Origin of the sequence: Pseudomonas sp. 22189 (assembly GCF_052045635.1) — a bacterium.
Lineage (GTDB): Bacteria > Pseudomonadota > Gammaproteobacteria > Pseudomonadales > Pseudomonadaceae > Aquipseudomonas > Aquipseudomonas parakoreensis.
On the sequence record NZ_JBQEPG010000004.1, the window covers coordinates 14,152 to 26,715 of the forward strand.

12 protein-coding genes are annotated in these 12,564 nt (G+C 61.9%); 6 read left to right on the forward strand and 6 right to left on the reverse strand.

Going from position 1 to position 12,564, the window contains the following annotated elements; all coding sequences use genetic code 11:
- Positions 1-100 precede the first annotated feature (100 nt).
- Genes ACTJKS_RS04865 through ACTJKS_RS04880 form a run of 4 tightly spaced genes read right to left on the reverse strand, consistent with a single transcriptional unit; the run spans position 101 to position 3,646 of the window.
- On the reverse strand, positions 101-952 hold the full coding sequence (locus ACTJKS_RS04865; RefSeq protein ID WP_108183812.1) for a ChaN family lipoprotein: 852 nt from the start codon (positions 950-952) through the stop codon (positions 101-103).
- Positions 953-972: 20 nt separating this feature from the next.
- Complete coding sequence (locus tag ACTJKS_RS04870; RefSeq protein WP_108183813.1) at positions 973-1,740, reverse strand: heme ABC transporter ATP-binding protein; 768 nt, start codon at positions 1,738-1,740, stop codon at positions 973-975.
- Positions 1,740-2,723, reverse strand: a complete 984-nt coding sequence (locus ACTJKS_RS04875) for a FecCD family ABC transporter permease (RefSeq protein ID WP_174377370.1) — start codon at positions 2,721-2,723, stop codon at positions 1,740-1,742. Before ACTJKS_RS04875 ends, ACTJKS_RS04870 begins: the two co-directional genes overlap by 1 nt.
- Positions 2,724-2,773: 50 nt before the next feature.
- On the reverse strand, positions 2,774-3,646 hold the full coding sequence (locus ACTJKS_RS04880) for a heme/hemin ABC transporter substrate-binding protein (protein WP_108183815.1): 873 nt from the start codon (positions 3,644-3,646) through the stop codon (positions 2,774-2,776).
- Positions 3,647-3,808: 162 nt separating this feature from the next.
- Here ACTJKS_RS04880 and ACTJKS_RS04885 point away from each other — a divergent pair, with 162 nt between their 5' ends.
- On the forward strand, positions 3,809-4,126 hold the full coding sequence (locus ACTJKS_RS04885; protein WP_108183816.1) for a Rieske (2Fe-2S) protein: 318 nt from the start codon (positions 3,809-3,811) through the stop codon (positions 4,124-4,126).
- On the opposite strand, the gene sfsA is transcribed toward ACTJKS_RS04885, so the two are convergent.
- Positions 4,123-4,836, reverse strand: coding sequence for a DNA/RNA nuclease SfsA (sfsA, locus tag ACTJKS_RS04890; protein WP_108183817.1), 714 nt, complete (start codon positions 4,834-4,836; stop codon positions 4,123-4,125). The two genes, ACTJKS_RS04885 and sfsA, sit on opposite strands and share 4 nt — an antisense overlap.
- Positions 4,836-6,008: a pyridoxal phosphate-dependent aminotransferase gene (locus ACTJKS_RS04895; RefSeq protein WP_108183818.1), complete on the reverse strand. Its 1,173-nt coding sequence runs from the start codon at positions 6,006-6,008 to the stop codon at positions 4,836-4,838. The genes sfsA and ACTJKS_RS04895 overlap by 1 nt, the downstream gene beginning before the upstream one ends.
- A gap of 334 nt (positions 6,009-6,342) precedes the next feature.
- Here ACTJKS_RS04895 and dksA point away from each other — a divergent pair, with 334 nt between their 5' ends.
- The 5 genes from dksA (at position 6,343) to ACTJKS_RS04920 (ending at position 12,470) form a co-directional block, all read left to right on the forward strand.
- Positions 6,343-6,786 carry an RNA polymerase-binding protein DksA gene (gene dksA / locus ACTJKS_RS04900; RefSeq protein WP_108183819.1) on the forward strand — a complete coding sequence of 148 codons (444 nt, stop codon included), beginning with the start codon at positions 6,343-6,345 and terminating at the stop codon, positions 6,784-6,786.
- Between the two features lie 136 nt (positions 6,787-6,922).
- Complete coding sequence (gene gluQRS / locus ACTJKS_RS04905) at positions 6,923-7,819, forward strand: tRNA glutamyl-Q(34) synthetase GluQRS (RefSeq protein WP_108183820.1); 897 nt, start codon at positions 6,923-6,925, stop codon at positions 7,817-7,819.
- Positions 7,820-7,896: 77 nt separating this feature from the next.
- A complete protein-coding gene (locus tag ACTJKS_RS04910) occupies positions 7,897-8,073 on the forward strand; it encodes a hypothetical protein (RefSeq protein ID WP_003176118.1) in 177 nt (58 codons plus the stop codon).
- Positions 8,057-11,011 carry a sensor histidine kinase gene (locus ACTJKS_RS04915; RefSeq protein ID WP_161794896.1) on the forward strand — a complete coding sequence of 985 codons (2,955 nt, stop codon included), beginning with the start codon at positions 8,057-8,059 and terminating at the stop codon, positions 11,009-11,011. Before ACTJKS_RS04910 ends, ACTJKS_RS04915 begins: the two co-directional genes overlap by 17 nt.
- 22 nt (positions 11,012-11,033) lie before the next feature.
- Positions 11,034-12,470 carry a sigma-54-dependent transcriptional regulator gene (locus tag ACTJKS_RS04920; RefSeq protein WP_041065407.1) on the forward strand — a complete coding sequence of 479 codons (1,437 nt, stop codon included), beginning with the start codon at positions 11,034-11,036 and terminating at the stop codon, positions 12,468-12,470.
- Positions 12,471-12,564 lie beyond the last annotated feature (94 nt).

Genomic DNA, 12,564 nt, shown 5'->3' on the forward strand with positions numbered 1-12,564 from the left:
GAAAAGCCCTTGGTTCGGACTCTCAGATTATCTCCTCATCAGGCTAATCACGGTTATTTGACCCGGTTTTTACCGGGTCTTTTTTTTGCCTGTGGAAAAGTCATTGACCGAACTGTTTGCGCATCTGTGCGCAGTAATCCTGCGCAGGCGTGGCCGGGGTGTACCAGACGTAATCGGCCATCGCCGCGCTGACCTCAGCGCCCTGCTCGGCCAGCATCAGCACCGTGGGCGCCTGGGCTGCGCCAAGATCAAGCACATGCAGCGACACGCCAGCATCCTTGCGCGCATGCCAGGCGCCTGCCAACAACATGGCGGGGGTTGGTGCCGCCAGCAAACGTTCGGCCATGCGTCGATCGCGCTGTTGCTGAATCGCGAGCATCGCCGGCATCTGCGATTTGGGCAGCAGGCCGCAATGTGATGCGCTGATCTGCTCAAGCAGCGTGGCTTTTACCGCTGTCGCATTGCTGCGGATACCGCTCAGGGCTGGCGGCTGACGATAGAAAGCACGGATTTCGCTGTCGTCCAGATTGGCTGCCGACAGCGGATAGGTTTGTGTAAGGGCGAAGCGAACGATCGGCCCATAAAGCTTCCAGTCCCAGCCATCCTGCCAGTCCAGAGCAGTGGCAAGATCGGAGGGCGGCGTTGCTGCATGGCGAACCTGATCAACTTTCAGCTGTTGATCAGGCGTAAGCATCTCCAGCAGCAGACTGCCCTGAGGGCGTTGCTCACCCAGCGACTGCAACAGCCACAACTGCGCAGTGTGATGATCGGCATTGTCATGCTGCTCGCCAATGATCACGTGCTGCGCACCGGCCAGACGTGTCAGCAGTTCCTGCGCCGTCAGTACCTGACCGCTGTGCAGATCGCGTATCTCACCGCTGACCGGTGGCGGCGCAGCAACATGCTGACACCCTGCAAGCAGCAACACCGCCAACAACCAGATCCCGCGCATGCCATCACCTCGATGAGAAATCAGCGGGCGATGATCAGCGGATGCCCACGCTCCGGGTGCGGCTGCACCAATACTTCGAGTCCGAACACCGCTTTGAGCGAGTCCGGTCGCAAGACTTGCTGCGGCGTACCCAGCGCCACCGGGCGCCCGCCTTCAAGCAGCAACACCCGATCACAATAGCGCGCCGCCAGATTCAGATCATGCAGGATGACCAGCACCGCCGCGCCACGGTCGGCAAACTCACGTACTGCCTGCAGCGTGGTGTGTTGGTGCAAGGGATCGAGCATCGAGGTCGGCTCATCCAGCAACAGCGTTTGCCCGGCCTGCCCCGGCCATAACTGCGCCAGCACCCGCGCCAGATGCACGCGCTGGCGCTCGCCACCCGACAGCGCCAGATAACTGCGCCCGCTCAGGTGCCCGGCATCCGCAGCGTCCAGCGCTGCCGCGACGATCTCGTCGTCGCGCACCCGACCACTTTGATGCGGCAAGCGGCCCATGCCGACCACTTCCTCCACACGAAAGGCAAAATCCAGCGTCGAGACCTGCGGCAACACCGCCAGACGCTGGGCGCGTTGCGTACCTGTCCAGTGATTCAGTGCCTTGTCGTCGAGTAACACCTCGCCTTTACTCGCCGTCAGCTCACCGCACAAGGCACCGAGCAAGGTGCTTTTGCCGGCACCGTTTGGTCCGAGCACACCCAGCACCTCACCGGGCTCAAGTTGCAGGGTGACGTCGCTGAGGACGGTCTTGCGCCCGCGACGGATGTGCAGATTGTGCGCACGCAGCATCAGGCACGTCCTCGCAGCAGCAGATAAAGGAAGAATGGCGCGCCGATAAACGCCGTGACAATACCGATCGGCAACTCCGCCGGCGCCAGTGCCAGCCGCGCCACCAGATCCGCCAGCAACAGCAGGCTCGCCCCCGCCAGTACCGACGCTGGCAACAGCACGCGGTGATCGGGCCCGGCCAATAAACGCACCAGATGCGGCACCACCAGCCCGACGAAACCGATCATCCCCGCCGCCGCTACCGCTGCGCCAACACCCAACGCGGTGCAGAACACCAGTTCACGCTTGAGCCGTTCGACATCGATCCCCAGATGCCCTGCCTCGGACTCACCCAGCAACAACGCATTCAGCGCCTTGGCACGACGCGGCAACCACAGCGCAACACCGGCGCTGATGATCAGCAACGGCCACAAACGCGCGTAACTGGCACCATTGAGGCTGCCCAGATTCCAGAAAGTCAGCGTGCGCAGGGTCGCGTCATCCGCCAGATAGGTGAACAACCCGACTGCCGAGCTGGCCAGCGCCGTCAGGGCGATCCCAGCCAGCAGCATGGTCGCGACGTTAGTCTGGCCGTTGCGCCGTCCGAGCCGATAGACCAGCGCCGTTACCCCCAACCCGCCGAGAAACGCGCACGCCGACAACAGATACGGCCCGAACCACTCTGGCAAATCGCCAAAAAACGCACCGCCGACAATGGCTACAGCCGCACCAAGCGCCGCACCGCTGGAGACCCCGACCAACCCGGGATCGGCCAGCGGATTGCGAAACAAACCCTGCATCGCCACGCCGGACAGCGCCAGTACACCGCCGACGGCCAGGCCAAGCAAGGTACGCGGTAGCCGAATCTGCCCGAGAATCAGCTCAGCCTGCTCCAGACCGTCCGGCGCCAGCGGCACACCGAGCATGCGCAGAGCCGCGCGCAACGTATCGAACAGCGGCAGGCTCACCGGCCCCAGCGCCAACGACAGCCAGATGGCCAGCAAACACAGGAGCGTCAGCCCGATAAACAGGCTGCGTGGTTTGACCAGTGCGGTCATTGGCCGCTCGCAGTCGGGTAGAGGCCGTCAGACAAACCCTTCAACGCCGCCGGTAAACGCGGCCCGAGCCCGCCGACCAGCAGCGTCGGATCCAGCTCCAGCACCCGTCCGGCCTTGGCCGCACGGCTTGAATTGAGAATGGGGTTTTCCTTGAACAACGCCGCTTTTGCCGCCTCACCGCTCAACGCGCGATCCGCAAACACCAGCACTTCAGGATCAAGCCCGGCCAGCGACTCAACGGAGAACGGTTTGTAACCGGTATGCGTCGCCAGGTTATGTCCGCCAGCCCGTTGCAGCAGCCAGTCGGCGACAGTGTCCTTGCCGGCAATCAACGGTTTGCCGCCGGCATGCCCAATCAGCACCAGCACACCGGGCGCCTTGTGCCTGGTCTGCAATTCGGCGACTCGCGCCTTCTGCATGGCGAGCTGCTGTCGATAACTTGCCAGCAGCTGCGTCGCCTGGGCTTGCGCGCCGAGCAACTGCCCGAGATGCGTGAGGTTTTTTTCCAGCGTCGGCAGATCCGGCTGCGCCGAGAACAGTTTGACCTGCACCTTGGCGCTCCTTACTTGAGCGATCACCGGTGGCGGGCCCATTTCTTCGCTGCCGATAAGGATGTCCGGGCGCAGGCTGAGAATGCCCTCTGCCGACAGGCTGCGTTGATAGCCGATACTTGGCAGTTTCTTCAGCGACTCGGGATGCTGGCTGGTGGTGTCGACGCCGACCAGTTTCGACTCGCCGCCCAATGCACTGACCCACTCCGAAAGCGCGCCACCGGCACTGACCCAACGCTGTGGCAAGTCGGCAGCTGTCACCTGAAGGCTGGCGAACAGTCCGACACACAGCACAGCAACGTGGATAATCAGGCGCATACGCAGCTTTCCTTGAACAGTTTTCCCGGGCAGCGAACCGGCAGGCCAAGTATCCTTGGCGGCAGCCGCGCACAGTGGGCGAAGGCGGCCATTTGATAATTGTTTGCATTTAAACGTCAAGCTCGGACACTTCCTGAAACGAGCCGACAGTTGAGGATAGTCATGAAGTTTTTGTGCGCAGGTGCCGATCTCGCCGAGGCCGGCAGCCGTGGGTTCGACATCCACGGCAACAAACTGTTTGCCGTGCGCCGCAATGGACAGGCCTATGTTTATCTCAACCGTTGCCCGCATCGTGGCGTCGGCCTGGAATGGCACCCCGACCAGTTTCTCGACCCGAGCAACAGCCTGATCCAGTGCGCCACCCACGGCGCACTGTTCCTGATCGAGGACGGCGAATGCGTCGCCGGGCCCTGCGCCGGGCAATCCCTGACCGCCATCCCCTGCCGCGAAGACGCCCAAGGGGTGTGGATCGATGTTTAACCGTTGAGCAACACGTCCAGCCGCCGGTCGATCACCATTTCTTCGTTGTTCAAGCGCACGCCGTAAGCCAGCACTTCAACTCCGCATGCCACCGCCTCGCGCAGGGCATCGGCGTAGGCCGCATCGATTTCCTCGGCCGGACGCACTGCGTCAATCCCGCTGAGATTGACGCAATACAGCTGCACCGCCCGAATGCCGTCACGGGCCAGATGCGCCAGCTCACGCAGATGCTTGGCGCCGCGCTGGGTCACCGCATCGGGAAACGCCGCAACATTCGTTCCGTCGAACCCCAGCGTGACGCTTTTCACTTCCACGTAGGCCGGGCCACTCGGGTACTCGAGACGGAAATCAATGCGGCTCTTTTCCTGGCCGTACGCCACTTCACGTTTAAGCGCCGTAAAGCCGCTCAACTCGACGATGACTCCCGCCTGCAGCGCCTCTTCCACCAGTGCGTTGGCACGGCCGGTGTTCACGCAAAACAGCCGGCCCTGCGGAGTTTCGCCAATTTCCCAGGTGCCGGGCAGCTTGCGTTTCGGGTCGCTGGAGCGACTGAACCACACCTGTCCGCCCTCAACCTGGCAGTTGAGCATCGAACCGGTGTTCGGGCAGTGAAGGGTCAACAGCTCGCCATTGACCGTTTCAACATCAGCCAGAAAACGTTTATAGCGGCGAATCAGCCGCGCCTCTTCCAGAGCCGGATAAAAACGCATCAGGCTTGCCAGCTCTTCAAACCGCGAGCGATGCGTTCCACCGCTTCCTGTAAGCGAGGGAGGTTTTGCGTGTAGGCAAAACGCACATGATGGCCCGCTTGATAACGACCGAAGTCCAGCCCCGGGGTAAAGGCGACGTGCTCGGTTTCGAGGAAATGCCGGCAGAACGCGAAGGCATCGCCGCCGAACTGGCTGATATCGGCATACAAGTAGAACGCACCTTCAGGTTCGACGGCGATGTTGAAACCCAACTCGCGCAACGCCGGCAGGAGGAAGTCGCGACGGCGACCAAATTCGGCGCGGCGCTCTTCGAGAATGCTGATGGTGTCCGGCTCGAAACAGGCCAGTGCGGCGTGCTGCGCCATGCTCGGCGCGCTGATATAGAGATTCTGCGCGAGCTTTTCCAGCTCACTGACGGCCGCATCCGGTGCCACCAGCCAGCCGAGACGCCAACCGGTCATGCCGAAATATTTGGAGAAACTGTTGAGGACAAAGGCGTTGTCATCGACTTCCAGCACACTGGCGGCATCGGTGCCGTAAGTCAGGCCATGATAAATCTCGTCCACCACCAGATGGCCGTGCCGCGCCTTGATCGCTGTGGATAATCCGGCCAGTTCGTCGCGGGTCAGGAGGGTGCCGGTCGGGTTGGCCGGCGACGCCACCAACGCTCCCACGCTGTCGTGATCCCAGTGCCGCGCCACCAGATCCGGGGTCAATTGATACCGCACTTCCGGGCCGACCGGCACCAGTTGCGCCGCGCCTTCGACCAGTCGCAGAAAGTGCCGGTTGCACGGGTAGCCCGGATCCGCCAGCAGCCAGTGTTTGCCCGGATCGACCAGCAAGGCACTGGCCAGCAACAGCGCACCGGAGCCCCCCGGCGTGATCAGGATCCTTCGCGGATCAATGTTCAAACCGTAGCGCGATTGATAAAACCCGGAGATCGCTTCGCGCAACTCAGGAATGCCACGCGCCGCGGTGTAGCGAGTCTTGCCCGCCGTGAGCGCCGCTTGCCCGGCGCGGATGATCGGCTCGGCCGTGGTGAAGTCCGGCTCGCCGATTTCCAGGTGGATCACATCGTGACCTTCGGCCTGCAGTTCATTGGCCCGCGCCAGCAGCGCCATCACATGGAACGGTTCGATCGCGCGACTGCGCGCACTGTAGGGCTGAGCCATGGGTTTTCCTTCGACGGGGAAAAAGAGACGATTCTACCCATCTGCCGGAACGAGCGAGAACCCGTCGCGGTCACAGCCTCAAGAACGCTGGACTGTAACGATATGCGCGTACGCTCCAGGATTGACTAAAATCAGAGATTGATCAGGCCTCCATCACTGTCAGACATGACTTGCCAAACTTCTGCAAGCGCCACCCGCCGGGGCCTCGACATCCGGGAGTAGCGCAGGCCGAATTGATCTGGTAAGTTCGCCCGCTTGCAGCCGCAGGGCCGGCAGGTGTCGGTGATGGAGCAATCCTGCGCAATGGATTACAAGAGTAGAGGCGGTCCATTTCATGCCCACCCAAGCAAAGCAACAGCAGCAAGTGACGATCAGCGGCTTCGAACCTTACGTTCCGAAGGACGGCGAAGAGTACATGGGCGCCCCGATGCGCGCGCACTTCACCAAGATCCTGAACAAGTGGAAACAGGACTTGATGCAGGAAGTCGACCGTACTGTTGATCACATGAAAGACGAAGCGGCCAACTTCCCTGACCCGGCCGACCGTGCCAGCCAGGAAGAAGAATTCGCCCTTGAGCTGCGCGCCCGCGACCGCGAGCGCAAACTGATCAAGAAGATCGACAAGACTCTCGAACTGATCCAGGACGAAGAGTACGGCTGGTGCGAATCCTGCGGCATCGAAATCGGCGTCAAGCGCCTCGAGGCCCGTCCTACCGCCGATCTGTGCATCGACTGCAAGACCCTGGCGGAAATCAAGGAAAAGCAGGTCGGCAAGTAATCTCGACCTGAACGAAAAACGGAGCGTGCGAACGCTCCGTTTTTGTTTCTGCCTTTTGCCTTTTGCCCTTGTGGGAGCGAGCAGTCTCGATTCCACCCGTTGACCTGCGTATCGCCTGAAAAGTAGCTTCGTTTCCATGACAGCCAAAATCTCCCCCGCCTACATCGGCCGCTTCGCCCCCACCCCCAGTGGCCACCTGCACTTCGGCTCGCTGGTGGCTGCCCTCGCCTCCTACCTCGACGCGCGTGCAGTCGGTGGGCGTTGGCTGGTGCGCATGGAAGACCTCGATCCGCCCCGGGAAGAGCCCGGCGCGCAGGCGGCGATTCTCAAGGCGCTGGAAAGCTACGGCTTCGAATGGGACGGCGAGATGGTGCGCCAGAGTGAGCGCCACGCCGCCTACGCCGAAGTGCTCGACAGCCTGTTCAACCATGGTCTGGCCTACGCCTGCACCTGCTCGCGCAAGCAACTGGAGCCGTATCACGGGATTTATCCGGGCTTGTGCCGCAATGCCGGTCATGAACAGCAAGATGCGGCAATCCGCCTGCGTGTGCCGGAACTGGAATATCACTTCATCGATCGGGTGCAGGGCGAGTTCCGCCAGCATCTGGGGCGCGAGGTCGGCGATTTCGTGATTCGCCGCCGCGACGGCCTCTACGCCTATCAACTGGCGGTGGTGCTGGATGACGCCTGGCAAGGCATCACCGACATCGTGCGCGGCGCCGACCTGCTCGACTCCACGCCACGCCAGCTCTACCTGCAAGAACTGCTGGGCCTGCGTCAGCCGCGCTATCTGCACCTGCCACTGATCACGCAGCCGGACGGCAACAAGCTTGGCAAATCCTACCGTTCGCCGCCGCTTGAGGCCGATCAGGCCACGCCACTGCTACTGCGAGCCTTGCGTGCGTTGGGGCAAAACCCCGGTGCCGAACTGGCGCATGCCACCCCCGAGGAATTGCTCAAATGGGGCGCAGCCCACTGGGATGCATCGAAGATCCCGCGCACACTGACGTTGCCCGAGGCGCAACTGCAATGACGACACTTGCAGTGGCGCGCCCATCCGTTACCATCGCCGCACGTTTTCGGGCACGCGCATAAAAAAGAGAGGCCGGGATGTACATCTATCGCTTGGTCCTGCTTCTGGTCGTGGGAATCTATCTGTTTTCGCCAGCCATCATGGATTGGTGGATCGACGCCACGGGCGCCTGGTATCGGCCGTATCTGCTCTGGTTGATCCTGATTGTCGTGACCTTCATCCTGCAGAGCCAAAAAGATGCCGATGAGCTTTAGCCTGACCCAGATGATCCTGATCAGCGCCGCGTACCTGGCGGTGCTGTTCGGCGTTGCCTGGATCAGTGAACGGGGCATGATCCCGCGGGCGATCATTCGCCACCCGCTGACCTACACCTTGTCGCTGGGGGTTTACGCCAGTGCCTGGGCGTTCTACGGCACGGTGGGCCTGGCCTATCAGTATGGCTACGGCTTTCTGTCCAGTTACCTCGGGGTGTCTGGTGCTTTTCTGCTCGCACCGGTACTGCTGTATCCGATCCTGAAAATCACCCGCACCTATCAATTGTCGTCGCTGGCGGACCTGTTCGCGTTCCGCTTTCGCAGCACCTGGGCCGGCGCGCTGACCACGATCTTCATGTTGATCGGCGTGCTGCCGCTGCTGGCGCTGCAGATTCAGGCGGTGGCCGATTCCATCGGCATCCTCACTGGCGAGCCGATCCAGAGCCGCGTCGCGCTGGCGTTCTGTGCGCTGATCATTCTGTTCACGATTTTCTTCGGTTCCCGGCATATCGCCACTCGCGAGAAACATGAAGGGCTGGTGTTCGCGATTGCTTTCGAATCGGTGATCAAACTGATCGCCCTCGGCGGCGTCGGTCTGTATGCGCTGTACGGCGTTTTCGACGGCCCGCAACAACTCGAACTGTGGCTGCTGCAAAACCAGACCGCCCTCGCCGCCCTGCACACGCCCCTGCAGGAAGGACCATGGCGCACGCTGTTACTGGTGTTTTTCGCCTCGGCGATCGTGATGCCGCACATGTATCACATGACCTTCACCGAAAACCTCAACCCGCGCTCGCTGGTCAGCGCCAGCTGGGGCCTGCCGCTGTTCCTGCTGCTGATGAGCCTGGCAGTGCCGCTGATCCTCTGGGCTGGCCTGAAGCTCGGCGCCACCACCGACCCGGAATACTTCACCCTCGGCATCGGCATTGCCGCCAACAGTAAGCCGCTGGCCTTGCTGGCGTACGTCGGCGGGCTATCGGCGGCCAGTGGCCTGATCATCGTCACCACCCTGGCACTGTCGGGCATGGCGCTGAACCACCTGGTGCTGCCGCTCTATCAGCCGCCGGCCGAAGGCAACATCTATCGCTGGCTGAAGTGGACGCGTCGGGCGCTGATCGTCGCGATCATCATGGCCGGCTTCTGCTTCTACCTGATGCTCGGCGCCGGGCAGGATCTGGCCAACCTCGGCATCGTCGCTTTCGTCGCCACGCTGCAGTTCCTGCCCGGCGTGCTTTCGGTGCTGTACTGGCCGACCGCCAACCGGCGCGGCTTTATCGCCGGCCTGCTGGCGGGGATTGTGGTGTGGGTGGTGACCATGCTGTTGCCGCTGGTCGGCAATCTGCAGGGTTTTTACATCCCTCTGCTGAACATGATTTACGTGCTGGACGACACCAGTTGGCACATGGCGGCGATCGCCTCGCTGGCAGCCAACGTATTGATGTTCACCCTGATCTCGCTGTTCACCAACGCCAGCCCCGAAGAAGCCAGCGCCGCCGAAGCCTGCGCGGTGGATAACGTGCGGCGTCCGCAACGCCGTGAACTGCACGCGGCCTCGCCTCAGGAATTCGCCACGCAACTGGCCAAACCGCTGGGCGCCAAGGCGGCGCAGAAAGAAGTCGAGCAAGCCCTGCGCGACCTCTATCTGCCGTTCGACGAACGCCGTCCTTATGCCTTGCGCCGCTTGCGCGACCGCATCGAAGCCAACCTCTCCGGCCTGATGGGCCCGAGCGTGGCGCAGGACATGGTCGAAACCTTCCTGCCGTACAAGGCCGGCGGCGAAAACTATGTGACCGAAGACATCCACTTCATCGAAAGCCGTCTCGAGGATTACCACTCGCGCCTCACCGGGCTGGCCGCCGAACTCGACGCCCTGCGCCGCTACCACCGCCAGACCTTGCAGGAGCTGCCAATGGGCGTCTGCTCGCTGGCCAAGGATCAAGAGATCCTGATGTGGAACAAGGCCATGGAAGAACTCACCGGCATCGCCGCGCAACGGGTGGTCGGTTCGCGCCTGAGCACCATCGCCGATCCGTGGAAGCCATTGCTGCAAGGCTTCATCAACCTGCCCGACGAGCACTTGCACAAGCAGCACCTGGCTCTCGACGGCCAGACCCGCTGGCTCAATCTGCACAAAGCGGCGATCGACGAACCGTTGGCGCCGGGCAACAGTGGTCTGGTGCTGCTGGTGGAAGACCTGACCGAGACGCAGATGCTCGAAGACAAACTGGTGCACTCCGAGCGCCTGGCGAGTATCGGTCGACTGGCTGCGGGTGTGGCCCATGAAATCGGCAACCCGATCACTGGCATCGCCTGTCTGGCACAGAACCTGCGCGAAGAGCGCGAAGAAGACGGCGAACTGACGGAAATCAGCGGGCAGATTCTCGAACAGACCAAGCGCGTGTCGCGCATCGTGCAGTCGCTGATGAGCTTTGCCCACGCCGGCAGCCATCAGCACAGCGACGAACCGGTTTGTCTGGCCGAAGTCGCGCAGGACGCCATCGGTCTGCTGGCGCTGAACCGGCGCAACTTCGAAGTGCAGTTCTACAACCTGTGCGATCCGGATCACTGGGTCGAAGGCGATCCGCAGCGGCTCGCCCAAGTGCTGATCAATCTGCTCTCCAACGCCCGTGATGCCTCGCCTGCGGGCAGCGCCGTGCGGGTCAAGAGTGAAGCCGGCGAACACACGGTCGATCTGATCGTCGAAGACGAAGGCAGTGGTATTCCGCAGAACATCATGGACCGATTGTTCGAACCTTTCTTCACCACCAAGGACCCGGGTGAAGGTACCGGTCTGGGCCTTGCACTGGTCTATTCCATCGTTGAAGAGCATTATGGACAAATCACCATCGACAGCCCGGCTGATGTACAAAGCCAGCGCGGCACCCGTATCCGGGTGACCTTACCGCGCCATGTCGAAGCGACGTCCGCTGTGAACTGAGACCGTCGAGAGTATCGAATCAATGCCGCACATTTTGATCGTCGAAGACGAAACCATTATCCGCTCCGCCTTGCGCCGCCTGCTGGAACGCAACCAGTACCAGGTCAGCGAAGCCGGTTCAGTGCAGGAAGCACAAGAACGCTTCACTATTCCCACATTCGATCTGATCGTCAGCGACCTGCGCCTGCCTGGCGCCCCCGGCACCGAGCTGATCAAGCTCGGCCAGGGCAAGCCGGTGCTGATCATGACCAGCTACGCCAGCCTGCGCTCGGCGGTCGACTCGATGAAGATGGGCGCGGTGGACTACATCGCCAAACCTTTCGATCACGATGAAATGCTTCAGGCCGTCGCGCGGATCCTGCGTGATCACCAGTCTGCACCTGCCGCCGGCGAAGCGCTTGCCGGCAAACCGAGCAATGGTGGCGGCAAATCGTCTGTCGACAACAGCAATGGCGAGATCGGCATCATCGGCTCGTGCCCGCCGATGCAGGACCTGTACAGCAAGATCCGCAAAGTCGCGCCGACCGATTCCAATGTATTGATCCAGGGCGAGTCCGGCACCGGTAAAGAACTGGTGGCCCGCGCCCTGCACAACCTGTCCAAGCGTGCCAAGGCACCGATGATTTCGGTGAACTGCGCGGCCATCCCGGAAAGCCTGATCGAGTCCGAACTGTTCGGCCACGAAAAAGGCGCGTTCACTGGCGCCAGCGCCGGTCGCGCCGGTCTGGTGGAGGCGGCGGACGGCGGCACGCTGTTCCTCGACGAGATCGGCGAACTGCCGCTGGAAGCCCAGGCCCGTCTACTGCGCGTGCTGCAGGAAGGCGAGATTCGCCGCGTGGGTTCGGTGCAGTCGCAAAAGGTCGATGTGCGTTTGATCGCCGCGACCCACCGTGACCTCAAGAGCCTGGCGAAAATCGGCCAGTTCCGTGAAGACCTGTATTACCGTCTGCATGTGATTGCCCTGAAACTGCCGGCGTTGCGCGAACGTGGCGCCGACGTCAACGAAATCGCCACGGCGTTTCTCGCCCGCCAGAGTGCGCGCATCAACCGTACCGACCTGAAATTTGCCGCCGATGCCGAACAAGCCATCCGGCATTATTCCTGGCCGGGTAACGTGCGTGAGCTGGAAAACGCCGTGGAGCGCGCGGTGATCCTGAGCGAAAGCCCGGAAATCTCCGCCGACCTGCTGGGTATCGACATCGAGTTGAGCGACCTGGAAGACGACGAGTTCATCGGCTTGCCCGCGCAAACCGCGGGTAACACCAGCAACAGCAGCCATGAGCCGACGGAAGACCTGTCGCTGGAAGACTATTTCCAGCACTTTGTGCTTGAGCATCAGGATCACATGACCGAAACCGAACTGGCGCGCAAACTGGGCGTCAGCCGCAAGTGTCTGTGGGAACGTCGTCAGCGCCTGGGCATTCCACGGCGCAAGACCGGGGTCACCAGCGAGAGCTGAACGTTACCTGTCGAGTGTGCGGGTAACGCTTGAAGACGTGAAAAAACTGTTACCTCAGCTTTTTCACGTAACAGAAGCCGGGGTTATCGGTAAC